Source organism: Dyadobacter psychrotolerans, assembly GCF_004349265.1.
Lineage (GTDB): Bacteria > Bacteroidota > Bacteroidia > Cytophagales > Spirosomataceae > Dyadobacter > Dyadobacter psychrotolerans.
Window position 1 is genome coordinate 1 of sequence record NZ_SMFL01000012.1, and the last position, 26,492, is coordinate 26,492.

Here is a 26,492-nt window from a genome sequence, read left to right on the forward strand (position 1 = left end):
AGCAGTACTAATTACCCAACAGCTTGCACATTAAATCTCTTTATTTTATCTCTTCTACTTCCAATATGACATGAAATTCAATGTTAATCATTGAAACTCAAAAGACATTGTTGATAAACCAACAGAAAATCTTGTTGGTGGCTATTGGCCTGGTGTTCACCTCTTCCCATCCCGAACAGAGAAGTTAAGCCCAGAACCGCCGATGATACTTGGGTCAAACCTGGTAAAGTAGGTAGCCGCCACAATACTATTAAACGAAGACCATCTCAAAAGGATGGTCTTTTTGTGTTTAGGACTATTGGACCGGACGGGGCGACGACTCGCCGAGACGCGAAGTCTTAACCTCTTCCGATGTCGTGCCGCCCAGGCCGGGCCGCGCAGGTCGGGCCGCCCAGGCCGATGATATCGCCCCGTGCAGTCCAACATGGTGAAGCAGAGGGAAGGCCTGGTGCGGGACGCGCATTCTAGTCGCCACAATACGATTACAATCTAGGCCATTCCGAAAAGCGTGACTTTTTGGGTTTACAAGTCGCGGTGTCAACCTCACTCATCTTAGCACCTCCAAAAGTACATGATAATACATTTCTGATCACAGGAGCCTGGTCCTGGGCAAGCACGCTTCTGGCTTCTGACAAGAAAATCCTCAATGCGTGTGGCTTGTTCTTTTCGACATCCGTGAACTATGGTCTATATTACTTATCGAGACTACGGAAATGATAAAGAGAATGAAACTAATTATATTTACCGAACGTTCGGTAAATAAAGAGGAAAAGGTATGGGTTATCTAAAAGTTGAAGATGATATAGTAATCGAAAAGCTGCTGGAAATATTTAGATCGGTTGGATACGATGGGGCAAGTATAAGCGGGCTTGCGGCGGCTATCGGGTTAAAAAAGGCGAGCTTATATCACCGTTTTCCGGAAGGCAAAGAAGCAATGGCTCATGCGGTTCTTGCTTATATTGGCAATTGGAATGAAAGCCAGGTAATTGAAGTCTTAATGTCATCAAAACCAGCGAAAGAGCGTTTGGAAGTGGTTTTAGATTCAATTAATAGCCTTTATAATGGAGGACGGTTAGCATGCATATTAAGAGCATTGTCGCATGGAACAGCTGCTGAGCTTTTTAAGGATGAAATAGCCATTATTTTTCAAACCTGGATATCAGCGTTTACGCATCTTGCGAACAACCTGGGGCATGAACCTGAAAAGTCGAAGAAGCTTGCTGAATCTACACTGGTCCGGATTCAGGGTTCACTGATACTCGCTCAAACTTTGCAGGATCCAAGTATATTCCAAATGGCGCTCGGTGATATTAAAGCTGATTTTTTGAAGTAGGGAAAAGGAACGTTCGGTAAAATAAAATAATTTACTTAAACATTTAAAATCATGTCAAAACTTGCAGTTACAACTCACGATCAGGTTTTTGCAGCATCTCAAAAGATCTCCGATGTATCGAAAGTACCTGGTGTTGAACTTAGTATTTCATCCGATGCTTTTTCTTCGCTAGCCTCTGTAATCTTTCAGAAGGCAAATCCAATTGAACTTTTTGGCGCTGCCCAATTTGCAAGCGATGAATGTGGCGATGCCATGTGGAATGAAGAAAATCTGAATCCGCCGTCGCAAAAATAGATTGTGTACTAATAACAGAGAACGAAGACAGCCGTTTAATCATAAAACAATAATAATATGGCAACTAATTATGCTGCTTTCGCCTTTGGTGAGCGTAGCAAAGCATTGCAGGAACAGCAGGGGAGCCGGGGGATTTATTCGAGGATTGAGCAACAACCAGGTAAAGGGTTGGCAAGTCGTGAAGTTAGTTTTATCCGGGATCGCGATAGCTTTTATCTGGCCAGTATTGGCGAAAATGCGTTTCCTTATATTCAGCACAGAGGCGGCCCCAAGGGATTTCTTCACGTTGTTGATTCGGAGACGTTGGCCTTTGCTGATTTTCAGGGAAACAAGCAATACATTTCGGCTGGGAATGCCCTTACTCATCCGGAGGTTTCCTTGTTTTTAATGGATTATTCGAGGCAAATTCGGTTAAAAATATACGCAAAAGCTGAAATAGCAGATGCTGCTGATTATCCGGATCTTTTGGCTGAAGTTTCTGCCGAAGGATATGAGCATATTACCGAGAGGATAATACTGTTGCACGTTTTGGCATTTGACTGGAATTGCCCAAAATACATCACCCCACGATACACAGCCGAAGAAATTAATACGGTTTTAGTACCGTTACAGGAAAAAATCCGGAGTTTGGAAGCTGAAGTAAGTATGTTGAAAAAGGGATTTAAATGATGTTTTTAACAGCCGGAATTCCCAGCAATGGCAGGGTCAGGAAGTGTTTGTCGCGTCATAGGGTGCAGATATCCGTTGATCTTTCAGGATAATAGAAAATCAGGTTATTAAACCCAAAGCCCCATGAATGCTCGTTTTGTAATAAAATTTCTGCTTTGCACTTTCGCGTTATCCATTTCTTACAGCTCTTTTGCCCAAAAAAGGTGGCAGCAACTTACATCTGTTGAAGATATCTGCGCCGATGCTCCGGAAACCATGAAGATGATGCTGGATCAGTTTGATCTTGACAAACCGGGGCTTGAGCAGGTAAAGGCCGCACAAAAAAAAGGAGATTTGATTGGGGCTTGCAAACAACTGCTGGTTTATTATCAGAACGGAAAGACTGCCTCATTTCTGAGAAAGACTCTGCCCGCAGCGTCGGATAAAACAGCGGCAGAAGCAGATACCATTTTAAAGAATGTATTCATCATTCAAAATGTGAAGGGCCAGGTGCCTTTGTTATCCGACGGCCACCGCGACTGGCACTACAAAGGACCAAATAATGACCGCGAATGGGCCTGGCTTTCTAACCGGCACACACAATTGGCTACGGTTTTTGATACCTACATGGAAACCGGTAATCCTAAATATGCTCAGTACATAGATGTTTTCCTTAAAGATTTTATTCTCAAAAGTTTGCCTTATCCGGCTGTAAAAAGCAGTACTTCGGTTTGGCGCGGACTGGAAGTGGCAGCCAGAGTAAAGGTTTGGTCCCGCATTTATTACGGGCTTCTCAAAAGCCCTTATCTGTCTCCGGCCACACAGTTGCTGTTGTTGAGCAGTCTTCCTGACCACGCACATTATAACCGCCAGTTTCATTCAGGCAATAACTGGCTGACGATGGAAATTTCGGCTCTCGCGACGGTTGCTACCAATTTTCCGGAATATAAAAAGTCAGATGAGTGGCTCTCTTACGCAATCGCCACCATGGCAAAAAGTATGAAAGGACAGGTTTACAAAGATGGTACCCAAACGGAGCTCACTTCTCATTATCACAATGTAGCGTTATCCAATTTCGTATTGTTTAAGGAAATTTGTGACCGCGCCAACCGCCCCCTTCCTGATTTTTTCAATCAGACCATCATTGAAATGTATAATTATATTGCCCGGGCTGTACGACCAGATGGCTATCGTATCCTGAACAACGACGGCGATCGGGGAAGCGACAGAGCATTGCTTTTGGAAGCCGCAAAAAAGTATAATAAGCCGGAGTGGGCCTATCTGGCTTCCAATGGCAAAACGGGAACAAAACCCTTTCAGGGGCCTTCGTACTTTTTTCCATGGGCCGGACAGCTGATATCCCGGAGCAACTACAACGCGGATGCGCACTGGTCATTTTTTGATATCGGTCCGTGGGGAAGTGGTCACCAGCACAACGACAAACTGCACATTTCCGTCTCAGCCTTTGGCCGCGATTTGTTGGTGGATGCAGGCCGGTTTGCATACACAGGAGAAGTTGCAGATAAATTCCGTCCTTACGCAAAGGGTAGTGAAGGTCATAATTTGATTTTGATCGATGGAAAAGGGCAGCAGCCGGGTCCGCTGTTGGCGAAGGAGCCTTTGAACTCGAACCATGTAAAAATTACCCCTGATTTTGACTACGCAGCCAATGATTTTTCCGCATTTGATGTAAACGGTTCTGCCAGCCACACACGCGCGGTTATGTATGTCCGCGGTCAGTTTTGGGTTGTTGTGGACCGCATCCGAACAGACAAACCAAGGAAAATAGAAGCACTATGGCACTGGCATCCCGACTGCCTGGTAAGCCAGGATGCTAGTTCGGTACGTACGAATAATTCCCGGGGAAATCTGGCTATAATTCCTGTAAGCAGCCAAAAAAATAAAATCGATTTTATAAAAGGACAAGAGAAACCGGAGATTCAAGGCTGGTATAGTCCGGAGTACAACGTGTATATGCCCAATACCACGGCGATATACAACACCGACATTGCGGGCGACAAAACCTTTGTATGGCTGTTACTGCCCTCGGAAGGTAAAACACCATATGTAAAAACCAGGGTTATATCGGAAACCAGCGATGAAGTAAAAGTTGAAATAGTTACCAGAGGCAAAACCTGGAAAATGACAATACCATTTAATGCTAGTGCAAGGGCGGAGTTGGAGAAGTGAAATCCAAACTAAAAACAAAAAACCCTACCAGTTTCCTGGCAGGGTTGCTGTAGTATGCTAAACCTTTATCTATTTACAGATCGGGATTATTTTTGATTTGTAAATAACCTTGACTAATATGCAAACTCTGCCTGGAAAGTATAATGGATTACTGCACTTTACTAAATTTCACAAAACGGACATATCCGTCTCCTGTCGCCCGCTCGGCAAGGCCTTCTGTGGTTAAAGGAATCTCAACGTCTGCAACATGGTATTTTTGTTCTTCGACGGCCGATTCAAACCTTAATTTATAGCCTTTGTTAATTTTAGCATCGTCCAGTTCTATTACATGCACCGCTCTGTCTCCGCCTGCGATGGACGCGCCGGTGATGGCACTGAGCTTTGCCTTTGTTTTTGTCTGGTATTTATGCCATTGTTTCAGCGTGTTATACCACTGTTTGTCAGAGCCGAGAACATACAAGGTTTTGTCATAAGCGCCCTGAGGGGTAACCAGGGATATTATCACATAAGCAGCTTCACCACGATAGCTATTCATCTGTACCAGGCACTTGTATTTACTGGTTTGAGCAGGAGCGTTTAAGGTGAAAAATAAAATGAAAAGGAATGGAAAAAGAAGTCTTGAAAAATGCATTTATTTTTATTATTGAATTAAGAGTTAAGAGATAAGAGATAAGAGATAAGAATGAGCGGCGTCCACTCATTCTTATCTCAATCATTATTTCAAAAAGTCGAGCGTTACCTTATTTTCTGTAAGGAAAGTGTTGTCCTTTGCCAGATCATAAGCGGTTTCGCCGAATTCGGTTTTAAGGTCTTTTTTTGCGCCAAGAGATATCAGCGTTTTAAGGATTTTATCATCCTTAGCTACCAAAGCTGCCTTATGCAAAGGTGTTGCTCCTTCTTTATCCTGGGCATTGATATTGACACCAAGTGAGGTAGCCTTTTGGAATAGTTTGACATTTCCCTTTGCAACTGCCAAATGGAACAGTGTATTGCCATTTTCCTGTGGTGCGGAAACATCCAGACCTGCAGTTTTTAATATTTCAAGTTTTTTCTCAAACTCCTTTTCAGCACGTTCTCTTCCATTTCCAGTCTGGCCACCTGGTCTGCCCTGACCCTCCGGTCCGCCGGGACCCGGTCCACCAGCACCGCGCTCGCCACCCGGTCCACCAGCTCTGTATGATTCAAACCAGTGATATGCCAGGTTGTTTCCGTCTTTATCCAATACCTTGATATCTGCTCCGTTTTTCAAAAGTAGCGCAGCAATCTCGGAAGACCCGCCTGAAATGGCCTTAGTCAATGCTGATTCACCTTTTTCATTTACAGCGTTGATATTCTTCACCTTTGGTAGTAATGTTTTTTCTACCAGCCCGATATCTCTTCCCGATGAGGCGATGATGAGCAACGTATTGCCTTCATTATCTGCCTTATTGAGATCTACGCCTTTGTCGATAAAATAAGTAAGCAGTTCTGGATTGGGCCTGCGAATCAGCTGATGGAGTATGGTTCCTCCATCTTTACTAATCGTTTTAGGATCCAGTTTTAAAGTTTCAACCAGATATTTATAAGTGTCAATGCCATTGCCTGACATTCTTGATCCCTGCGCCGCAAAAAACAAAGCGTTGCCAGTCGGTTTTACACCTCTTTTGATGAGCTTTTCGATAATCTCTTTGTTGCCGGTTCTGGCTGCGTAGTCCGTAACGGTACTTCCGTATTCGTCTTTATCGGTAATAGAAAGTCCTTTTGTAATAAAATAATCGGTAAGGGTGAGCTCCGGATCTGCGGCTACACCAAGCATAAGCACCGTAGCACCGTTTTCATATTTTGTCTTAGGAGAAACACCCGCTTTAAATAAGGCTTCGTAAACGCCCTTATCCTGATTTCCACTGGAAGCCGCATTGCCAATGATACTGCTGCCATGACTATCCGTCAAATGTACATCAGAACCTTTTTCAACCAGGTATTTCACCAGCTCGGCATTACCCCTTGATGCTGCCCAGTGCAGGTAGGAGGCGCTATGATGCGTTTTTTTCTTTACACCATTACCTTCCTGTTCCACCATAAATTTAATTGTTTCCAATGGCGCACCGTTTAAAATGGCTCTGGCTGTAGGATCCCAGGATACTGCGTCCGGTTTGGAGGGACTATTTCCTTTTGCAATTTCGGCTTTTACAGCAGCCACATCAGGCTTTGTTTTCCAAAAATCGGCGCTCATCAGCGTATTGGTATTCTGCGCGTTTACATGTAATGCGGAGAGTATGAAGGTTGTAAGAAGGATTTTTTTCATAAACTAAAATAAATGGATGTTATTTATTACAAAAAAGGAGATACAACTTTGGTGTTGTATCTCACTTTTTTTCCTTAATCATGACATTGAAAAAGACCTTAGTAAGAGCCCAGGTAGCTTGATCCCGACTGACCGGTTAATGAAGCACCTTTGATTACTTCTCTGGTTTTCCAGTTGATTACATATAATCTTCCTGCTTCGCCTGTTGGTGTAAGAGGTACATAAACAAAATCTCCGCTTACTGCAAGGTTCTGGAATTGGCCGAAGTCCAATCCTGCCTCGTAATCGTTTGCGATTCTGGTAGCCGTTCTTGAATTTAAGTCAACCAGAGCAATATAACCACCATCTCCGGCAATGTTATATAAAACCAAACCTATGCCGTCTTTGATATATCTCCATGCCTGAATACGTGTATCTGTAAGACTCAAAGCCGCATCCAGATTGAAGTGGTATCCGTTATCGTAATCGTTGGTAGCCTTGTTTATACGTAAAATATCTTTTCCACCGGTAGCTGTTGCCTGATACACATTACCATCCGTTCCTACATACTGTGTCATGGTACGGTATGAATGATTGTTGGTTTTAGAGACAGTAGAGTAGATAAGTTTTGGATTTTGCAATGATGGGTAATCAACTACAAGCGTTGTTGTGCCAAGTGTTCTTCCGGCTGCATCATTAGCCCAGGTCGGGAGTCCCGCAGTAGTGTAAGATAATTTTTTCGGGTCAATTTTGCTTACGTTGCAACCGATGAAAATCTTGGTTTTGGCTTCATTCAAAACCGGAACATCAATACGTCCCACAGAGTAACCCTGAGCTTCCAATTCAGCAGTAAAAGGGAAGTCGAATTCAGTAGAGTTAGGTACTTTTGCGTCTTTTAAATCGATCACCGCAATTCTTACTTTTCCTCTGGTATATTTAAAAACGTGGTTGGGTGCTGCACCTTCTGTAACAGTAGTACTTCCTGTTAAGTGGACACCAATTCCAATATTTTCAGCAGCTTTTGTCCAGCGGGGAGATGTTCCAACGATATCTGACAGATCCAGCTCATTGCCTGTATCCTGATAATCCTTTGCACCTTTTACAAGATACTTGTTAAACACACCTCCATCTTCACCCGTATATTGGATGTTGTAGAGTTCTGTTCCATCCTCGGAAGCCTGCACACGGGCCGTACGGGCGGATCTTAATCCAAAGCCGTTTGCATAGATGTTCACCGAAAAATTAGGATCGATTGCCTGGGCGTGGGTAAGGGCATAAGCCATTGTGCCACCGTTACCTGCCGTTCCGGCTTCATCGGGAATAGAGGCAGTTAGTGATATAAATTCTCTGGTAACCGGGGTTTCACCACCATCCGGATTTGTAGCGTCATCCTTACAGCCCGCAAACATCATGGCTACTCCTACTATCGCTGCACTTAAGAGATTTTTTTTCATTTTAAAATTGATTATTATAAAAATTTACTGATTGTATAATTTAACTTAACTGAGATACTCCTGCCTGGTTTCTGGACACCGAAATTGTCATACATTTCAGCGTTCAGGATGTTTTTAAGATCAAAACTTGCTACCATTTTGCCATTGGGAAACCGGTAACTTGCACCTAAATCATGGTAAAACTGTGTAGGTGTAGTGAACCATTCCGACTCCATCCAAACGGTTCCGAAGGCGCCTACAAAACCTGTATTGTAATAGACATTCAGAATCGATTTCTTTTGAAACTTGTCACTGAGCCGGTACTGGACACTGCCATTCATAGTAAAAAACGGCTCGTTGGGCAGCTGTAAATTGTACAGATCGTGTGGGTTGCCTTTTTGATCAAATTCCTGTTTGAATAATGTATTGAATTTGGAAAAGTTAAACAGCGCGTTTAAGCGGTTGTCGTAGGCATAGATAATTTCTCCTTCAAATCCTCTGGACTGCGTTCGTCCCAAATTCACATATTTGGTTACCTGAATATCCGCATCGCTTTCTCTTCCAGGTACGATTTGGTTTTCAACAGCCTGCTGGGTGATTTTATCATAACCATTTCTCCAGAAGACACTTGCATATAGCGTAAGTTTATGTTTGCCGCTTTGGATCGGGCCATGCCGGAATCCCAGATTATAATTCACATTTTTTTCAGGTATCAAACCCGGATTTTCCAGGATGTTATTTTCGGGATCACCGTATAGCTGGTTTTCCGTAGCCACTACATAAGAGTTTTGTGTAGAGCCAATGATATACATTTTGGAAACTACATTGTAAGAAACCGTAGCACCATATCCTTTGTTGTTGTTGACTGTTTTCTTTTGAACCCTGTTGACGATATTGATACCATTCTGCTCAACCAATTCAGGCCGCGTTTGAATGGTTCTGTTGAAGGTGTACTTACCTAATAGATTTGTCTTTAATTTATCGTTAAACAGCTGGGCTTCATAGTTCATGGCCAGAATGTTATTCATTATAGTGCTGACTGTTACCAGATCTTTGTTCACCGGTTTGAGCAAATCATTGTCATCTCTGTCCGTTGTTTCCAGTTTGTGATTGAAGGAAATCCGATGTCCTGGCAATACCGTATATCCCAGATTGGTACGCATGTTGGTGATCTTTCTATTCACTTCGACGATACTCTTTGCTCCCTGCTGGCCCATTCCGGCAGTAGGCGGAACCGGTATTATTTCACCATTCCTGATCAGCATCTTAGGATTCCCGTCCCAGTTATAAGCCTGGCCCACAGTATCCTGAACGTAGGTGCTTCTGTTACTTCTAACCGCGTTTACGTTCAGCGCCATACCTTTAACCAAAAAGTTGTTTTTATTGTAATTCAGGCTGACCACATGCGCCTGATACTCGCCAAACCTGCCCACATAAGGGCGGGCCATGGTTGTGCCGTGCGGTATTTCGGCATATGTATCAGAAATGTTATATCCTAAAAAAAACTGGTCTGCCCATTTGACATTGGTAAATCCTATTTCAAAACGACCGCCTACCGACCTGTAAGCATTGTTAAATCTTTTGGCTCTGTAATACCGTTCCAGTGTTCTGTCCGGATGTACAAACTTTGAAAACTTACCCCAGGTGGTATAACTATTATCTGTATACGTATAAAATCCTGACGCTCTGGTCGTAAAGCCGGTTTTTTTGTTGCGGTAGATTCCCGAAAGGTCAGCCTGAAAGGTATTGAAAGACCCGTAAGCTACTGCCGCTGTAATGTTATTTTGTGAAGCGTCTTTTTTCAGAACAACATTTATTGCTCCACCCACATAATCACCTGTAAGATGGGAAGGAAGTACGCCTTTATACACCTCGATGCGTTCGATCATCGCCGGTGGAATATTATTCAGATTAAAAGAAGACCCGTAAGTAGATATCTCGATCCCATCCAGAAATATACCAACAGCGCTGCCCGACATGCCATTCAAATTATACTCCACACGTGATCCGACTCCTCCGTTCTGACGGACGCGCACACCCACAGCCCGGTCAAGAAGTTCGTTGGTGGTCAGGTTTCGCAGTGAGGCTTCTTTGGTTTCAATGACGGCTACGGCAAATCCTGTTGTTTCTATTTGTTTCTTCTCCGTTTTTTGCACAATCTGAACTTCGTAAAGCTCTTGTGCCGTCTTAGCTACAACCGGATTAAATTCGTGATTGGGTTTTTCTACGTGGAATTTTGAAATTTTGCTTTTTATTTCAATTGAACTTATAACAATATCCTGATGTCCATAAGGCACTTCTTTTAGTACAAACGAACCATCATCCTCAGAAAAAGTTGCGATATTGGTACCTTCTACCCTGATCGTCACAAAGCTTACAACCGCACCTTTTTCATCCTTCACCCTGCCTTTAATTGTTGACGTTTTAGATGAAGTTTGTGCAGCTGTATGGAAATGGAGTAGCGTAACGAATGCTGCAATGAGTAAAGAGTGTTTCAATAACATCAGATTTTTTACTTATATGTTTATTGCATGGCAGTTAAATACTGCCGTTTAACAATATAGTAGGGGTGGAAATTGGATCTTATTTAGACCAATTATATTGAGTGCAAAGATAGGACTCCGGATTCTGCAAAAAATGACGTTTAAGGGAATACTAAAGACGCCATAGGGAGTAATTAAGATTAGTAAAAAGTGATTTAATCTTTCAAACCACGCGATTCATTTTGTATCCGCCGGACTAATGAACAAAACAACCGACTTCTGGCTACCATTCATAAGGCTGCGGCTTTTTCATTTGTATTATCAAATTTATATGAAGAGAGAACGTGATATATATTAAACAGGGATGTCTGGCTGTATCGATGAAGACCTTGCAGCAGTGCAACGGATTTTTAAAATGCCAATTAGTAACTTACAGGAATCACATTTTGTAAAACGTCATTATTTCGGTAGGTTTAGTTTTATATAAAAACTTCAACCGTGCAGCATCCAAAATATTTCATATTTCTACTTATCAGCATTTGCAGCACACAGTTGTTTGCTCAGAAATTAGTCATCCCCTTTGAGCTGACTTCCTATAACAACATATCGATAAATGCAACATTCAACAAAATGGATACCGTTAACCTGATGTTTCACACCGCTGCCAGTTCGCTCACATTAACGGAGGATGCGGTGAAAAAAATGTCCAGCCTTGTTTTCGACAGAACAGATAGCGTAAAAAGCTGGGGTGGTAACGAAAACACTTCAAGATTCAGTAAAAAGAATACACTACAGATCGGCAACAGACAATGGGAGCATGTTTCGATATGGGAAAATATGAATTCTGGTCCGCAAACCGGAGGGAAGTTTGGGATTGACCTTTTTGAAGGAAAATCGATTGAAATTGATTTTGACAAAAAGGTTATTGTTCTCCATCCAAAATTGCCTGGCAAGGCAAGAAGGTTTGAAAAACTGAAATTAATTTACGAAAACGAAATGATGTTTGTCGAAGCGGGCTGCGAGGTAGGAGGTAAGCTGCTCGTAAACAGGTTTCTGATCCATTCAGGTTATTCCGGCTCTGTATTGCTGGACGACCAGTTCACAGCAGTAAATAAAATCGACGGGCAGTTGAAGATAGTGGATCAGAAAGCATTGAAAGACTCTTTTGGTAATATTTTAATGACAAAAAAAGCAGTATTGCCATCTTTTAAACTTGGCAGTAAACACATGACCAATATTCCGGTCGGCTTCTTTACCGGAGCGCTGGGCAGGCAAAAGATGAGTATAATCGGCGGGGACCTGCTGAAACGGTTTAATATGATCATTGATACAGAAAGGGCCAATATTTACCTTCAGGAAAGTAAATTAAAGAATTCCGAATATTACCGTGGATGATTCGGAAGACTGTATTTCCTGATAAAGTAATGTAGAAGGTATTTCAACTTACTTTATAAATTCACCAAAGTGCCACAGGATTCCGGAAGGGTCATGCAAAAAACATTCTTTGCCCCACGCTTCAACCCGGATTGGGGTTAGTCTCACATTTTCATATTTACTGCTCAGGTTCAAAGCAGATAGTTCGTCATAGTAACGCGTTACATCGTCAACTTCCAGAAAGATCATGGTATTGTCGATCCAGTCTTTCACATAAGCACGCTGAAGATAAAATGCCAGCTGGTCAATTTTAAATACGGAAAGCCCAGGTGATAGTATGGTTTCCTCAAAACCCAGGTCGCCATAGAATTGTTGGGATACTTCAAAATCCTTGGCTCCGATAAATGGGCGGATTGATGTGGCTTTATGTTTCATGGTCCAATTTTCTTAATGTTGATACACGGACAAAAGTATGGAAACCAATTCTTTTAATCGCTTGATTGAGATCAAAAACTAACTGTCTCTGTTAGCTGGTCAGGGTAAAAGTGGTTCCTTTTCCAGGCAATGAATTTACCGAAATCGAATAGTGCATCGCTTTGGCGAGATCTCGCACCAGATGAAGGTCTCGTGGTTGGTTTTTGGAATAAAATACTTGTTAATATCATTTGATTACTAGCTAAAATAGGCGAATTGGAAAGCTTACATTCTTCATAGTTTTATTGAGAATTATTAAAGGTTATTCTCTATGATCCCTTTGATTTCCTCACCTCTTATCCCGGTGTATTTGTGTTAAAGAATATGATTTTATAAACAGATAGATAAGGTTTTGATCAAAATTATGAAAATGTACAAAGTTGCTTTGCGTGTCATGATGTTTGTTGCGGTTTTGTCTCAGGGAATTTATACCGCTGAGGGACAAAGTGGCGACCAGATATTGGATGGAATTGGTGAAACAGGAATGATTTCCCGATACCGGTTTGACGGAGATGTCAAAGACTGGTCGCGGAATAATCTTCATGGCAAGTATCAGGGAGCCGATGCCGGTTTTGTTAATGACAGCCGGTTTGGAAAGGTTTTGTCTCTTTCCGGAGAAAATAATTCGTTTGTGACCATTCCCACAGAAGCGCTGACAGATCTTGAATCGCTCAGTTTATCAGGATGGGTTTTGATGCGTTCCAAGCAACCCGGCCAGCTTTTTTTTGATTTTGGAAGGGATGCAAACAGACATTTTTTTGCGGCACCGGTTGGAACCACTGCTCAGGAAGGGTATCATTCCTCCGTTATATCCGAAAAAGTGAACAAAAACAGTGCGGTTGCTGCAGCCATAGAATTGAACAAGTGGGTGCATCTTGCGATTGTGATAGATGTTCCTTCAAAGTCTATGATTACCTATGTTGATGGTAAACCTGCAGGTGACCCAAAGGAGATTTCTTTGGAATTGACGGATGTATTTGGTCAGCAATCCCGGGAAAAATTGCTCTATATAGGAAAATCGATCGTGGCCGGAAATCCTAATCTCAATGCTTTAATTCATGATTTTCGCATTTACCGTGTCCCGCTCAGCGGCAGGCAGGTTGCCGGAATATACCGGAATGCCCAGAGAGGTGTCAACGAAGGTTCAGTGAATACAACGGCTGGCCGTGAAGACCTGCTGCCGCAGTTTTCTCCCACCGAAGCACAGCTTTACAATACTTATTTAGAGAAGGTTTCGGATGTGAAGGTTGAAACAGAAACCGGGAATCTGCCAAGGCTGCCGAGTTATGTAGAGGGAACTTATAAAAATAGCAAAACAGGTCCCAAGGTGCGTGTTGTTTGGCCTGCTGCTACTGATAATACGGCTGTTATGAAACCCGGACAATATACCATTACAGGACGTGTTGCCGGAACTGCGTTTCAGCCAAAGGCATTTATAACGATCAAAGATTCTAAAAAATCAGCGAAACCGGTTTTAAAACTCGAAGCCTTTGCATTGAAACAGGTTGCTCTAAAAACGGATCACGATGGCCACGAAACAAAATTTACTGAAAACCGGGACAAGTTTATAAACACACTGGCTAAAACAGATCCTAATTCATTCTTATATATGTTTCGCAATGCTTTTGGTCAAAAACAACCCGAAGGAGCAAAACCTTTGGGTGTTTGGGATAGCCGCGACACCAAACTGAGAGGACATGGTACCGGTCATTATCTCACTGCTATCGCACAGGCTTATGCCGGCACCGGGTATGACAAAGCACTCCAGGCCAACTTCGCCGGAAAAATGGATTATATGGTAAATACGCTTTACGATTTGTCACAATTATCAGGAAAGGCGAAAGATGCAGGTGGACCACAGGTGACCGACCCGACAAAAGTTCCGGTTGGACCAGGGAAAACAGCTTATGATTCTGATCTTAGTGAAGCCGGTATCCGTACTGATTACTGGAACTGGGGAACTGGTTTTATTAGTGCTTATCCGCCTGATCAGTTTATAATGTTGGAAAAAGGTGCAAAGTACGGTGGCCAGAAAACTCAGGTGTGGGCTCCTTATTACACCCTGCATAAAATTCTTGCAGGTTTACTGGACGTATATGAAGTAAGCGGGAATAAAAAAGCGCTTGATGTTGCCTCCGGGATGGGCGACTGGGTTTATGTTCGTCTGAATCAGGTGCCAACGGATACTTTGATCAAAATGTGGAACACCTATATTGCCGGTGAGTTTGGCGGCATGAATGAGTCGATGGCAAGATTGCACCGGATTACAGGCAAACCCCAATATTTGAAAACAGCACAGCTATTTGATAACATCCGTGTTTTCTTTGGCGACACGGCGCATTCGCACGGGTTGGCTAAAAATGTCGATCTTTTCCGTGGATTGCATGCCAACCAGCATATTCCTCAGGTGGTTGGCAGCATGGAAACGTATCGTGCCACCAACAATCCGGAATATTACAAAGTGGCCGATAATTTCTGGTATAAAGCTGTCAACGATTATATGTACAGCATTGGCGGAATTGCCGGTGCGCGTAATCCTGCAAATGCGGAATGTTTTATTGGTCAGCCGGGAACGTTGTATGAAAACGGCTTTTCATCCGGAGGACAAAATGAAACCTGCGGCACGTATAACATGCTGAAATTAACCAGTGATCTCTTTCTTTTCGATCAGCGGGGCGAGTATATGGACTATTACGAACGCGCATTGTACAATCACATCCTTGCTTCTGTAGCTGAGAAAACGCCGGCAAATACCTATCACGTACCGCTCAGGCCGGGTGCTATCAAACAATTCGGCAATCCTAATATGACTGGTTTTACCTGCTGTAACGGTACGGCGATAGAAAGCAGTACCAAACTACAAAATTCAATTTATTTCAAAAGTAAGGATAATAAAGCGCTGTATGTCAATCTCTTCATCCCTTCTACCCTGGAATGGGCAGAACGTAAAATATCGGTGGAACAGACAACCAATTTTCCAAAGGAAGACAACACCAGCCTGACGATCAAGGGCAGCGGAAAATTTGATGTCAATGTGCGTGTGCCGGGCTGGGCTACCAAAGGATTTATTGTAAAAATCAATGGTAAAGAGCAAAAGCTCCAGGCTATTCCGGGCAGTTATCTCACGATAGCCCGCAGCTGGAAAGATGGCGACGTTATTGAACTTAAAATGCCTTTTCAGTTTCACCTGGATCCGGTAATGGACCAGCAGAATATTGCCAGCCTTTTTTACGGACCGATATTGCTGGCAGCTCAGGAGCCTGAGGCGAGAAAAGAATGGCGTAAAGTAACGCTGAATGCTGACGATATCAGCCAGTCAATCAAAGGTGATCCAAGTCAATTACAATTTACGATCGATGATGTGGTATTTAAACCATTCTATGAAACTTACGGACGTCATTCCGTTTACCTGGACGTTAAGCTAAAATAGGCCTGAAACCAAAACGCAATAGGGGAGCGGCTTTTCGCTACTATATTTGCCTCGGCAGGATGATGTTTCGACCATCTGTAAGATTATATTAAAGGAAAAGCCCGGTATGAGCCGGGCTTTTGCTTTGAAACTTGGTTTTAAATTTCCTTTATCCTAATCAAATATTGCCGTAACTGTTGGATTGGCCGCCATCAATGGCGATGGTTTGTCCGTTGATATATGAACAATCGTCGCTCAAAAGGAAAGCTGCCACTTTGCCAACTTCCTCAGGAAGTCCCAGGCGTTTGCTTGGGTTGGAACTGGCATATTCCGCTTCGGCTGATTTCGGGTCCGTTGGGTTTATCTGCACAAACGCTTCTGCTACCATCGGTGTAAGAATAGCTCCCGGTGCGATGGCATTGGTGTTGATTCCGTACCTGGCATATTCCAGTGCAGCATTTTTTGTCATCCCGGAAACGGCATGTTTACTGGCGACGTACGCAGTCTGGTTCATGACACCACGGATACCACCCACTGAAGCAACATTGACGATACGGCCATAATTTTGTTTCTGCATCACCGGAATCACGTAACGCAGACCATAATAGACACCCATCAGATTAATGTCAATTACTTTTTTAAACATTTCAATATCATATTCAGTCATAGGTGCCTGACGGCCTTCGATGCCTGCGTTATTATAAAATCCGTCGATGCGTCCGAATGTTTCCAGTGTCTGCGCTACGTAAGCTTTTACAGCAGATTCATCAGAAACATCGGCCACAGTGGTAATTAATTTTATCTGAGGAAACTGCTCTTTTATGCTCGCTTTTGCTTTTTCCAGAGATTCTGCATTAAAATCTATTAAAGCAAGGTTTGCTCCTCTTGATGCGCATTCTATTGCTGCTGCAAGACCAAGGCCCATGGCAGCACCTGTAATAATGATGGTTTTATCTTTTAGATTACTCATATAATTAACGTTTAAAACGGTTTTAGTTGAAAATATATTCGGTTAAAAATTAAAAATTTTACTGTGTGATTCCTTTCCAAACGAAATCGAAGCAGTCGTCAATAATTTGCTGTGTTAATGGAAACAATTTTTGAACGATCCCATTCGAGCAGGAACGAACAGCTCCGTCAAAAAAACTAATGAGAATAATTGGAGGCTGTATCTTGATAATTCCCTCGTTTTGTCCTTTTTTCAGAAGATCATACATCGGTTTGTTTTGCTGCTCAAATTCCGACATTTGCTTTGAGAAGTTTAACTGTATGTAATTTGACTGGATATACTGATCGATAAATACGGTTTCATTGTAGTTATTTAATCTGTAATTCAGCATGTTAATGTATATTTTTTTCAAAGACTGTTTTACCGGAATCTGAATGTCAAACTGCTCATACATTTTCTGTGTCATCTTATCTTCTACACCCGAGTAGGCAGCCTGAATAATTTCCTCCTTACTTTTAAAATAAGTATAAAGTGTCCCTGCACCAACACCAGCCGCGTTACTAATACCGGCAATACTGATGCCTGCAAGACCGTGCGTGCCCGTTACCGTAAATACAGCCTGTAAAATTTTTTCCTGTTTGATGGGGTCCAATGGTCTCATAATGCAAAGTTAACCGAAATGTAATTCGATTAATAATTTAATATGAAATATAATTCTTCGAATGTCGCATACCTGCCATTGGAAGGATAGTTCGCGTTTGGGTTTAGATCAATTTTTCCTCTTAACCGAGCCCGCGCATACATCGCCCTCTTCTATACCAACCAGCCAAACCTTCAGTGTTTTTATTCTTTCATTAGTAAGTTGTGTCTTTAAATTAGAAACACATTCGGGATAAACACTTCCATAGTAACCAGAAGTTTGATTCGGATACCTGGCCTTTACTTCTGCATCCCGAAACTGAATCCAGATGCGCTGCGTAGCTTTTAAATTTTTGATAAACGCTTTGTCGGAACTATACTCCCGGAGGATTTTCTGATATATGGTGTTAATCTCTTTCTCCGCTTTTGTATAGGAATTGTTGTCGTTCTGTCCAAATACAGTATTTATTGAGAATATTAAAATGAAAACAAGTGCCGGATATTTTTTCATGAAAGTGTTGATTTTTTAAGTTTTTTATTTAAATATTTCCTTACAGGAATATCATACCTTACCATCACCAGGTAGGCTGCTCCAAACAAAATTATTATTCCGGTTATGATGATAAAGGCCAGTTGCATTTTGTCCGGTTTATGACTGATGTAATAATTGCCGAACATCCACAGCACTGCATAATGCGTCATGTACAACGGGTAGGAGATCCTTCCCGAAAAAATGCAAATCTTTTTTAAGCCAGGTGTTAATATGGACCCTGCACCCAAAGCAATCAGTAACGGAAAGTAAAAAAGTACTGACAGAGGTTCGGATAACCAGTTCCATTTTGAAAATGGAACCACAAAGGCCAGCAGCAATAATACAGCCAACCCAATGAACCCAAGTTTATTTTTGATGATCCAGTTGGAACGGTAAATAAGCAGTCCTGCTGAAAAAGAATATGAGATACGTGCGCATCCATCCCAAAAGGTTGGGCCGCTCCACCCGCCCAACAAATTGCCGGAACGATAAGCTACAAAACAAATTGCCGCAGCCGATAGTACGGTCATCAGCAACAGGTAACTGCGGCTGATCCGGTACAGGACCAATGCGTAAACAATATTGGCAGCATATTCCCAAAATAACGACCAAGCGGGTGCATTGAAACTGAACAGGTTAAAACCGCGATCAGCTATTACAGGCAAGGGGATAAGAAATAGGGAGCAAAAAAAAGCCAAAATGATTTTGCTCTTGCTGTAAAGTTCGGGATGGCCGCCAAACGGATCGAACAAAAATGCAAGCAAGCCCAAAACAGACCCTGCCACAACAAGCGGATGGAGTCTGATAATCCTGGCTATAAAAAAACTGATAATACCTGTTTTTTTTATTCGATCGTCATAGGCATATCCAATCACAAAGCCGGATAGACAAAAGAAAAAATCAACAGCCAAAAAACCATGTCCGATAAAGTTCTTGGAAGGATCGGTGTAAACCCACTCCATAAAATGAAATATGACAACGGCCAGGGCGGCAACTCCCCTTAATCCGTCGAGAATTTCAAAGTGCTGTTTTGTGTGCAAAAGTGTAGTGGTGGCTTTGGTTGTATCCAATTGAATAATTTTCTGTCAGTTCAGGTTTAAATGTTGCGGAGCTTTTGATTGCTTTGGCTCCATAATAATATTGGCAATCTTGAACAGACTGCTTTAAAGTTAATCGTCCGCACCGGATATTCCGCTGCGGACGATTTGTAAAGATTAAAAATGACGACGATTGCCGTGGCTTACCAGACAGTTATCCTATCTTTTTCAGGTTTAAACATTTTATCGCCTGGCTGAATATTAAATGCTTTGTAAAAAGGCGTAAAGTTCATCAATGGACCGTTTACGCGCCACATAGCCGGTGAGTGCGGATTGGTGTTGACGTACATGTTCAAAAAGGCATCCCTTGTTTTGACACGCCATATTCTTGCTATTGAAATGAAAAACCGCTGATCAGCCGTAAATCCGTCAAGTGTCGCTGTACTTTTGCCTTGCTCTGTTAGTTTAAAAGCGTCGTAAGCAATGGCCACTCCGGCAATGTCCGCGGTGTTTTCCCCAACCGTTAAAGCGCCTTTAATATGTAGGGAATCCAACACGGTAAATGAACTGTATTGGTCAATCACCTGCTGTGTTTTTGCTTTAAATTTGGTATAATCCGATTCGGTCCACCAATTGGTTACATTGCCGGATTTATCATACTGGGCACCCTGATCATCAAACGAATGCGTGATTTCATGACCAATCACCATACCGATTCCGCCGTAATTTAGCGCATCATCGGCATTTACATCAAAATAGGGTGGTTGTAAAATTCCGGCTGGAAATACAATTTCATTCAGCGGAGGGTTGTTGTAGGCCGTCACGGTAGGAGGTGTCGTATGCCATTCGGTCCGGTCAACGGGTTTTCCCAGTTTATTCAGATTGTAGACATAATTATTTTTACTGGCGGCCAGGCGATTCTCAAAATAAGCATCGCGTTTTACCGTCACCAAAGAATAATCACGCCATTTATCAGGATAACCAATTTTTTCAGTGAAAGCATGCAGCTTATCTTTCGCTTTTGTTTTGGTAGAATCACTCATCCATTCCAGACGGTCGATACGGGCTTCAAATGCTTTTTTAAGATTATCAACCAGAACTGCCATCCGTTTTTTAGCAGACTCCGGAAAATATTTCTTTACATACAACTGAGCCAAAGCGTCGCCGATAGACCGATCCACGGCCTGTGTCATTTCTTCGGCCCGTGTTTGCTTGGTAGCCTGTCCGGTCAGGATTTTTGTGTAAGCAAAAGACGCATCGACAAACGGCTGGCTCAGAAAATTCGAATAGCTGGTCAGCGTATTGGCCTTTAAGTAAATTTTCCAATCAGGAATTGAAACCGATTTCAACATCGTGTTCAGCTTTTCATAATATGCCAGTTGTCCAACATTTACAGAATCCACCTTTGCACCTAAGTCCTTTAATAATGTTGTCAAATTCAGTGTTGGGTATTTTTTCGAAAGATCTGCAACGGAAAGCTTATTATAATTTGCCTTTACATCTCTTAACTCAACATTGGTTTTATGAGAAGCAGCCAATTGTTTTTCAATACCGTAGGCTACCATTGCGTTGTTTCGCGCAACTGTTGTACTTATCCCTGTCAGTTCAAATAAGCGGGTAAGATAGTTTTGGTAGGCTCGTTGAATCCTGACGGTTGAAGAATCCGTTTTAAAATAATAATCTCTTTCGGGAAGGCCGATTCCGGTTTGAGAAAGCTGGGCAATATTGACCGTACTCTGTTTATCATCCGGGCCAACATAGAAACCGATGAAGGATCCGTTACCTGCTTTTTGCTGTTCAGCCTCCGCTTTTAATAACGAAGAAACGTCGCTGATGGCATCGATCCGGGCAAAAATAGGTTTTAAAGGCTGATAACCGCGTTTGTTTATAGTGGTTGTGTCCATGCCCGACGCATAAAAATCACCAACTTTTTGGTCGGTGCTTCCTGCCGGACTTTTTCTTGCAGAAATACTGTCGAGAATTCCTTGCAGCCGTTTGCGCTGCGGGTAATTCATGAAAGAATAAGAACCCACGCCGGTTTGGCTGTCGGGGATCGGGATGGTGTCATACCAGATACCATTGGCATACCTGAAAAAGTCATCTCCGGGTTTTTTCGAAGTGTCTATTCCTGTGATGACTACCCGTTTTGCTGTCTGGGCAGAAGTTCGCTGATACGTTCCGCACATTAACAATACCAGTGAGAAAAAGAAGAATTGTTTCATAATTTATAGGTAAAGTTAATTTTAACCGACGAAAAATTTGTTAGATCAAAAATGGCTTAATTTCAGCGGATTTGAAATCTTTGAAGGATAAAATAATAAACATTTGGAATATAGCTCCTTTTTCAAAAGGAAACCAGGGAGTTTTACCGTGATTGATAAGCTGTACATGTACATATAGGAATTATAAAAAATATTAGCTTTCAATGTTACAGTAGCCTGACGCGATCTATAACTTTGGAAGCCAATTAAAAACCAGGCAGCAGGACCCACTCTTATTCAATAACCATTTTCCTTACTTTGCCATCTTCAAAAGTGTATACATGCGTTACCTGGCCATCGCTCAGAACCTGGCCATTTAGGTCTTTGACAATCTGATGAACGCCAATGGCAATTTCGCCGTCAGACCTTGTTTGAAAAGAAGTCGGCAGAACTTTCGGATTAATCTCCTGCCACTGACGGAGCCAATACGCACGTACCTCATCATGTCCGTGCAAATAACCTCCTTCCCATCCGTTAGGCCAGGTCACGTTGGTATGTGTCAGTGCCAAAACAGTATCGATATTCCGATCGTTAAAGTCCTTATAAAGCCGGCTAATGATTTTTTGGTAGTCCATAGTTTTAAAATAAGTAAGATTTGATCAGACCAATCAAAATTAGATCAAAGCCCTTTTAAGAGCGCGTCGGTGATACTTGAGATTATGTGACATTTACTTGAGAAGAATGACTTTCAGCATCTTGACAGTTAAAACCTGTTAAACAGGAAAAAAATTAATTGAACTTGAAAAACAACCGGGCTGACACTTTTTCAGGCAAAAGAAATAAAGTCGTATTTTTGCAAAACAAATATCTTTATGACATGGCCTGTAATGCATGAAGCCCTGGAAAGAAGAGGTGCAGCTTTTAATTACAACACGATTTTATGTCGATTAACAAAGAGTCCGATTTATTAGGAATGCAAAATGCGAGTGAAGCCGTTGCATATACATTGAAAAAAATGACGCATTATGCCCAGCCCGGAATGACCACAAAAGAGCTTGATGCGTTTGGTGCAAAAATTTTGACTGAGTGTGGGGCGAAATCGGCCCCACACTCAACTTATGGATTTCCCGGGTGGACTTGTATTAGTGTCAATAACGAATTTTGTCATGGCGTTCCTTCAGATAAAAGAAAATTAAAAGAAGGTGATCTGGTTAACATAGATGTCTCGGCAGAATTGAAAGGTTTTTGGGCTGATAATGGCGGCTCATTTATCCTCGGGAAAGATATTAATCAGCATCAGAAACTTGTAGACGCTTCAAAGGAAATTTTGTTGAGGGCAATTAATAATATCAAAGGTGGTGTCAAGATTGCAGACGTTGGTCACTTAATGGAATCGGAAGCGAAAAAGCGTGGCTTCAAAGTGATCAGAAATCTTGCGGGTCACGGCATCGGCAGAGGCCTTCACGAACAGCCGGATGAATTGCTGAACTATAAAAATAAATATGACCACCGACGGTTTAAAAAGAATTCAGTAGTGGCGATTGAGACCTTTATTTCGACTACATCGTCCTACGCAACTTCACTCAGTGACGGCTGGACCATGGTTGGAAACAAAGGCGGGTTTATGGCTCAGCATGAACATACCATCGTTGTTACAGACAAAGCTCCGATCATACTCACGGAGATGAATGAAATATTCAATTAATGCCCTCAATGCAAAATAAAACGGGATTATATTGAGTTATTGTGAGGTGCTGCGGCTCCGGCTGTGTTCGTATTGACAAAGGGTACCCTCACAATCAAATCGTATTTTGTTCACTTTAAGAATGAATTATCTGTCAACGTTATTATTAAAGATTAGTAAAAAGCATTTAGTTTCAAAAATTACAGCAGCTGCTCTTTTGCTTTATAGTCAGCTGGGTACTGCGCAAAATCTGTATGATTTCAGTAAGATTATTGATCTGTCCAACAGCCTGAATTCGTCACGTTTGAAGGTCCCGGGCGATACCAGCTGGCATAAAATTGAGCTGGGTTCGACGTTTAATCAGGGAACGTTCAGCGGGAACTGGACGGGTGGGGGAGTAAGTTCAGCGGGAATCGGGTCTTTTTTTAACGCGCTTTTTGAAAATAAAAAAGGAAAAAATGCCTGGCGAAGTGACCTGCAAACTCAGTATGGTTTTCTTAAAAACAAGGGTCAGCAAAACCGGAAGAGCCAGGACCGGATATTTTTTGATACCAAGTACAGCCGTGATCTGGATGTAAAATGGACGTTATTTGCAAACCTGAACTTCCAGTCACAGTTTTCAAGAGGATACAATTATCCGGCAGAGGAAGATTCGATAAAGATCACACGAAAGGTTTCCAGGTTTTTCGCTCCCGCGTATCTGACACAATCCATCGGTTTGGAATACAAACCAGCTCCTTACTTTTTTGTTGACTTTGCACCCGGCGCCTTTCGGCAAACCATTGTCTGGGATACAAATTTGTATGTAAATACGCCTGACCAGAAGAATTACGGCGTACCCATCGGCAAACGCATCCGGTACGAGCTGGCACTCATGCAGATCGTAGCAAATTACAACCGGGATATTACGAAACAGATGAATCTGAAATTCAGGTATCAGCTCTATTCCAGTATTCTTGATCCTTCCCAGATAGACAACCGCCTGGATGCATCGCTGACAGCGAAGGTGAACAAGTTTTTCAACGTCAACCTGAGTGCAATTGTGGTTTACGACGACGACCAGAGCAGTAGAGTTCAGTTGGCACAAGGGCTCAACGTTGGTTTTTTGTACGCTTTTTGAAAACATCAAAAACAAAAAACAGCCATCCGGAAACCGAAAAGCTGTTTAAGTATTCATAACTCAATTTTTTAATGAAGACATTTCAGATAACTGAACTGGCCTGAAAGTGTGTGTGATCGAATGATGTGTAGATCAGGTGGCGCCAGAATCACTAATATTTATATTCTTACTAGAAAGTCCGGGTTAATTTCTGTCCGGTTTATCAGAAAAACCAGACCCAAATATGGCATATTAATAATTATTGTTTCGTAGTGACTTTACGTGTTGTTTGTAGATATATGTCTATGCTCCGTTGGAGTGCATTGGATAAGCGGGAATGTAGGTGAATTCATTTCAAGTATTAATGCTGATGATATAGTTAAAGGCATAAAAAAAGCCGGCGTTCGCAAAATGCAAACGCCGGCCGGGTATTTCTGATGAAAAATTACAATCCGTTCGGAGCAGAACCAGCAGTTAGCGGCCAGCCCGGATTTTGGTATATTGGTGATGTCGAAACGTCACCACCGGTTGCAGTAATGATAAAATGCTGTGCAGCAATCGGGTTCAGGTAATGCGCCATTGTCCAGCGTGTTCCTTTGTAAGAATCAGCATTGCTACGAATTTGATGCGGTCTCAGATAAAGTCCAAGTGCCGGATCGGATACCACAGCTGCGTTATTGGTTGCACCATAAGTAAGCTGTGCAGCTGTAAACCAGGATTTCATTGGTCCCCATAATTTGAATCCTTCTACATGGTAAGGCGTGTTGATCATCTGATCCATCGCTCTCCACCGTTTCAAATCCATATACCGAAGTCCTTCTGCCATCAACTCATTACGACGCTCGCGACGGATGTTGTAAAGCGTAGGAGAAATAAGTTGGTTAGCAGAGTAAGCACCCCAGTCGAGTGTTTCCTTTGTCATTTGCGTAGCAGCAATTGTCTTGTCTACATCCGTGCTCACCTTTGCTCTTGCACGAATCGCCTGCCAGTAGGTTTTAGCATCTGCATCCAACACACCATTTTTTTCATAAGATGCTTCCATGTAGTTCAGGTAAGCTTCCACAGCACGGAATGTGATAGAACCTGTGTAACCTGATCCGTTTGCTGCCTGTTGACCATCGTAATTTATTCCTTTACGAATTGTGTAGCCAGTTGAGTACTTTTTCTCATAACTCGACTCCCAGATTTGCGGTGTTGGTTCAACAGCAGTTTCATGTGATCCTTTTCCCTGGTTTAGCAGAACATTTTTCTGTCCCGGTTCTTTCAGGAACAGCTTTAAACGGCCGTCACGTCCTTGTCTCACATCAGTAAGGTAATCATCACCTTTGTAACCGCTGCCGGTAGCATAAATAGGTAGTCCGTTATCCATTAGGAAACTCTCAGTCATACTGCGGGTTAATCCTACTGCATAGTTCCCTGCCATTGCGTTCACAGGTACATTATGAGTTACCAATGTCAGGTTATACTGTCTCCATAACAACACTTCGCTGTAAGAAGACATGTCAACGGCACCAAACATATTTAAATAAGGATTCTCATTCACAGGAGCTTCGATAATTTCCGTGTTCTGTACCAATGCTACCTTAGAGGCTACTTCCTTTGCAGAAGCCATGGCCTGAGTCAGGAAGTATGAAATTTCGCCATCGATACTTCCTGATGGAAATTGGTAAGAAGCATTGTAAGATTTTCCGTTTCCAGGCCATTCCGGTCCTTTTGGAACGTATGCAGTTCCTTTGAAATATTTCAGCCATGTTCCTTCGTAAAGAGCAACACGCGATTTTAGCAACAATGCTACGTTTTTAGAAATACGATTTTTTCCTCCGGTTGGTGCAGTTTCTTTCATAAGCAAAGCAGCTGAATCCAGATCGGAAATGATAAAACGTGCAACTTCATTACGAGGGTTACGCGTGCTGGCGGCGGTCAATACTTCCTGGTTGTCAGGAAGTGTATTTTTCAGGATAGGGAAATCTCCAACAGCCTGAAGCTTGTTAAAATACTCATGCGCTCTGAGAAAATAGACCTCTCCAAGATAGTGCCTGATGTTTGCGTCATTTCCGGTAAGCTCGCCGTTTTTAAGGCGTGGTACAACGGTCTGGATAAAGTAGTTCAACTGGAATATGTTGTTAAAACTCCAGTCGCCACCAGAAGCTCCAACTCTCCACAAACCTGGTACATACTTGTTATCAAGTGCAGGAATTGCCATGTTGTCAGTATTACCATCTGTTCCAAAGGTTCCGAACGTCCAGTTTGCATGGGACGGAAGCACATCCGGATAGCGCGCCACAGCATACGCTGCCAGCTGCGATTCTTCTCTTAGGTAAGCGTCAGGTGTGATGCTTGACAAAGGAGCCTGATCAAGATAATCATTACATGACACAGCAAAAAGCGCCATCATGATCACTATCAGTGCATTATTAATTTTATATCTGAAAAAATTCATTGTTTATTTT

At 42.4% G+C, this 26,492-nt stretch carries 20 protein-coding genes and 1 rRNA gene; 9 read left to right on the plus strand and 12 right to left on the minus strand.

Annotation, left to right across the window (positions count from 1 at the left end):
- The first annotated feature begins 133 nt into the window (after positions 1-133).
- The 5 genes from rrf to E0F88_RS25385 all read left to right on the plus strand — a co-directional run bounded on the left by rrf (position 134) and on the right by E0F88_RS25385 (position 4,465).
- Positions 134-245, plus strand: a 5S ribosomal RNA gene (gene rrf / locus E0F88_RS25365).
- Between the two features lie 530 nt (positions 246-775).
- Positions 776-1,333 (plus strand): TetR/AcrR family transcriptional regulator, encoded by a 558-nt coding sequence (locus E0F88_RS25370; RefSeq protein ID WP_131961095.1) that lies wholly within the window; start codon positions 776-778, stop codon positions 1,331-1,333.
- A 51-nt stretch (positions 1,334-1,384) separates the two neighbouring features.
- A complete protein-coding gene (locus E0F88_RS25375) occupies positions 1,385-1,627 on the plus strand; it encodes a hypothetical protein (RefSeq protein ID WP_131961096.1) in 243 nt (80 codons plus the stop codon).
- 57 nt (positions 1,628-1,684) lie between these two features.
- Entirely contained in the window at positions 1,685-2,296 is a 612-nt protein-coding gene (locus E0F88_RS25380) for a pyridoxamine 5'-phosphate oxidase family protein (RefSeq protein WP_131961097.1), read from the plus strand.
- A 123-nt stretch (positions 2,297-2,419) separates the two neighbouring features.
- A complete protein-coding gene (locus tag E0F88_RS25385; RefSeq protein ID WP_131961098.1) occupies positions 2,420-4,465 on the plus strand; it encodes an alginate lyase family protein in 2,046 nt (681 codons plus the stop codon).
- 148 nt (positions 4,466-4,613) lie between these two features.
- Here E0F88_RS25385 and E0F88_RS25390 read toward each other — a convergent pair whose 3' ends face one another.
- From E0F88_RS25390 to E0F88_RS25405, 4 genes are all read right to left on the minus strand, one after another.
- The gene (locus tag E0F88_RS25390) at positions 4,614-5,096 is read right to left on the minus strand and encodes a DUF2271 domain-containing protein (RefSeq protein WP_131961099.1); all 483 of its coding nucleotides are present in this window, start codon (positions 5,094-5,096) and stop codon (positions 4,614-4,616) included.
- Between the two features lie 84 nt (positions 5,097-5,180).
- On the minus strand, positions 5,181-6,749 hold the full coding sequence (locus E0F88_RS25395) for an ankyrin repeat domain-containing protein (protein ID WP_131961100.1): 1,569 nt from the start codon (positions 6,747-6,749) through the stop codon (positions 5,181-5,183).
- Positions 6,750-6,847: 98 nt separating this feature from the next.
- Positions 6,848-8,182, minus strand: a complete 1,335-nt coding sequence (locus tag E0F88_RS25400; RefSeq protein ID WP_131961101.1) for a DUF4374 domain-containing protein — start codon at positions 8,180-8,182, stop codon at positions 6,848-6,850.
- Positions 8,183-8,196: 14 nt separating this feature from the next.
- Entirely contained in the window at positions 8,197-10,665 is a 2,469-nt protein-coding gene (locus tag E0F88_RS25405) for a TonB-dependent receptor (protein WP_131961102.1), read from the minus strand.
- Between the two features lie 477 nt (positions 10,666-11,142).
- On the opposite strand from E0F88_RS25405, the gene E0F88_RS25410 reads away from it, so the two are divergent.
- Positions 11,143-12,039, plus strand: coding sequence for a hypothetical protein (locus tag E0F88_RS25410; protein ID WP_220466379.1), 897 nt, complete (start codon positions 11,143-11,145; stop codon positions 12,037-12,039).
- Positions 12,040-12,087: 48 nt separating this feature from the next.
- On the opposite strand, the gene E0F88_RS25415 is transcribed toward E0F88_RS25410, so the two are convergent.
- Positions 12,088-12,453: a VOC family protein gene (locus E0F88_RS25415; protein WP_131961104.1), complete on the minus strand. Its 366-nt coding sequence runs from the start codon at positions 12,451-12,453 to the stop codon at positions 12,088-12,090.
- A 403-nt stretch (positions 12,454-12,856) separates the two neighbouring features.
- On the opposite strand from E0F88_RS25415, the gene E0F88_RS25420 reads away from it, so the two are divergent.
- Positions 12,857-15,922, plus strand: coding sequence for a beta-L-arabinofuranosidase domain-containing protein (locus E0F88_RS25420; protein WP_131961105.1), 3,066 nt, complete (start codon positions 12,857-12,859; stop codon positions 15,920-15,922).
- A gap of 157 nt (positions 15,923-16,079) precedes the next feature.
- On the opposite strand, the gene E0F88_RS25425 is transcribed toward E0F88_RS25420, so the two are convergent.
- The 6 genes from E0F88_RS25425 to E0F88_RS25450 all read right to left on the minus strand — a co-directional run bounded on the left by E0F88_RS25425 (position 16,080) and on the right by E0F88_RS25450 (position 21,894).
- Positions 16,080-16,871, minus strand: a complete 792-nt coding sequence (locus E0F88_RS25425; protein ID WP_131961106.1) for a glucose 1-dehydrogenase — start codon at positions 16,869-16,871, stop codon at positions 16,080-16,082.
- Positions 16,872-16,929: 58 nt separating this feature from the next.
- Positions 16,930-17,511, minus strand: coding sequence for a TetR/AcrR family transcriptional regulator (locus tag E0F88_RS25430; protein WP_131961107.1), 582 nt, complete (start codon positions 17,509-17,511; stop codon positions 16,930-16,932).
- A 108-nt stretch (positions 17,512-17,619) separates the two neighbouring features.
- Positions 17,620-18,000 (minus strand): lysozyme inhibitor LprI family protein, encoded by a 381-nt coding sequence (locus E0F88_RS25435; RefSeq protein ID WP_131961108.1) that lies wholly within the window; start codon positions 17,998-18,000, stop codon positions 17,620-17,622.
- Positions 17,997-19,091, minus strand: a complete 1,095-nt coding sequence (locus tag E0F88_RS25440) for an acyltransferase family protein (RefSeq protein WP_131961109.1) — start codon at positions 19,089-19,091, stop codon at positions 17,997-17,999. Before E0F88_RS25440 ends, E0F88_RS25435 begins: the two co-directional genes overlap by 4 nt.
- Positions 19,092-19,261: 170 nt before the next feature.
- Positions 19,262-21,280 (minus strand): M13 family metallopeptidase, encoded by a 2,019-nt coding sequence (locus E0F88_RS25445; RefSeq protein WP_131961110.1) that lies wholly within the window; start codon positions 21,278-21,280, stop codon positions 19,262-19,264.
- Positions 21,281-21,552: 272 nt separating this feature from the next.
- Positions 21,553-21,894: a nuclear transport factor 2 family protein gene (locus tag E0F88_RS25450; protein WP_131961111.1), complete on the minus strand. Its 342-nt coding sequence runs from the start codon at positions 21,892-21,894 to the stop codon at positions 21,553-21,555.
- A gap of 305 nt (positions 21,895-22,199) precedes the next feature.
- Here E0F88_RS25450 and map point away from each other — a divergent pair, with 305 nt between their 5' ends.
- Both map and E0F88_RS25460 read left to right on the plus strand, forming a co-directional pair.
- Positions 22,200-22,964: a type I methionyl aminopeptidase gene (gene map, locus E0F88_RS25455; RefSeq protein ID WP_131961112.1), complete on the plus strand. Its 765-nt coding sequence runs from the start codon at positions 22,200-22,202 to the stop codon at positions 22,962-22,964.
- Between the two features lie 121 nt (positions 22,965-23,085).
- On the plus strand, positions 23,086-24,063 hold the full coding sequence (locus tag E0F88_RS25460) for a DUF3078 domain-containing protein (protein ID WP_131961113.1): 978 nt from the start codon (positions 23,086-23,088) through the stop codon (positions 24,061-24,063).
- Between the two features lie 424 nt (positions 24,064-24,487).
- Here E0F88_RS25460 and E0F88_RS25465 read toward each other — a convergent pair whose 3' ends face one another.
- On the minus strand, positions 24,488-26,482 hold the full coding sequence (locus tag E0F88_RS25465; RefSeq protein WP_131961114.1) for a RagB/SusD family nutrient uptake outer membrane protein: 1,995 nt from the start codon (positions 26,480-26,482) through the stop codon (positions 24,488-24,490).
- Positions 26,483-26,492: the final 10 nt, after the last annotated feature.

What these genes read in the sequence shown, in the direction of transcription:
- E0F88_RS25375 (WP_131961096.1), top strand. Translation starts at nt 1,385, where the DNA reads ATGTCAAAACTTGCAGTTACAACTCACGATCAGGTTTTTGCAGCATCT.
- map (WP_131961112.1), top strand. Translation starts at nt 22,200, where the DNA reads ATGTCGATTAACAAAGAGTCCGATTTATTAGGAATGCAAAATGCGAGT.
- E0F88_RS25420 (WP_131961105.1), top strand. Translation starts at nt 12,857, where the DNA reads ATGAAAATGTACAAAGTTGCTTTGCGTGTCATGATGTTTGTTGCGGTT.
- E0F88_RS25370 (WP_131961095.1), top strand. Translation starts at nt 776, where the DNA reads ATGGGTTATCTAAAAGTTGAAGATGATATAGTAATCGAAAAGCTGCTG.
- E0F88_RS25425 (WP_131961106.1), bottom strand. Translation starts at nt 16,871, where the DNA reads ATGAGTAATCTAAAAGATAAAACCATCATTATTACAGGTGCTGCCATG.
- E0F88_RS25430 (WP_131961107.1), bottom strand. Translation starts at nt 17,511, where the DNA reads ATGAGACCATTGGACCCCATCAAACAGGAAAAAATTTTACAGGCTGTA.
- E0F88_RS25405 (WP_131961102.1), bottom strand. Translation starts at nt 10,665, where the DNA reads ATGTTATTGAAACACTCTTTACTCATTGCAGCATTCGTTACGCTACTC.
- E0F88_RS25400 (WP_131961101.1), bottom strand. Translation starts at nt 8,182, where the DNA reads ATGAAAAAAAATCTCTTAAGTGCAGCGATAGTAGGAGTAGCCATGATG.
- E0F88_RS25465 (WP_131961114.1), bottom strand. Translation starts at nt 26,482, where the DNA reads ATGAATTTTTTCAGATATAAAATTAATAATGCACTGATAGTGATCATG.
- E0F88_RS25450 (WP_131961111.1), bottom strand. Translation starts at nt 21,894, where the DNA reads ATGGACTACCAAAAAATCATTAGCCGGCTTTATAAGGACTTTAACGAT.
- E0F88_RS25385 (WP_131961098.1), top strand. Translation starts at nt 2,420, where the DNA reads ATGAATGCTCGTTTTGTAATAAAATTTCTGCTTTGCACTTTCGCGTTA.
- E0F88_RS25390 (WP_131961099.1), bottom strand. Translation starts at nt 5,096, where the DNA reads ATGCATTTTTCAAGACTTCTTTTTCCATTCCTTTTCATTTTATTTTTC.
- E0F88_RS25415 (WP_131961104.1), bottom strand. Translation starts at nt 12,453, where the DNA reads ATGAAACATAAAGCCACATCAATCCGCCCATTTATCGGAGCCAAGGAT.
- E0F88_RS25380 (WP_131961097.1), top strand. Translation starts at nt 1,685, where the DNA reads ATGGCAACTAATTATGCTGCTTTCGCCTTTGGTGAGCGTAGCAAAGCA.
- E0F88_RS25395 (WP_131961100.1), bottom strand. Translation starts at nt 6,749, where the DNA reads ATGAAAAAAATCCTTCTTACAACCTTCATACTCTCCGCATTACATGTA.
- E0F88_RS25435 (WP_131961108.1), bottom strand. Translation starts at nt 18,000, where the DNA reads ATGAAAAAATATCCGGCACTTGTTTTCATTTTAATATTCTCAATAAAT.
- E0F88_RS25460 (WP_131961113.1), top strand. Translation starts at nt 23,086, where the DNA reads ATGAATTATCTGTCAACGTTATTATTAAAGATTAGTAAAAAGCATTTA.
- E0F88_RS25445 (WP_131961110.1), bottom strand. Translation starts at nt 21,280, where the DNA reads ATGAAACAATTCTTCTTTTTCTCACTGGTATTGTTAATGTGCGGAACG.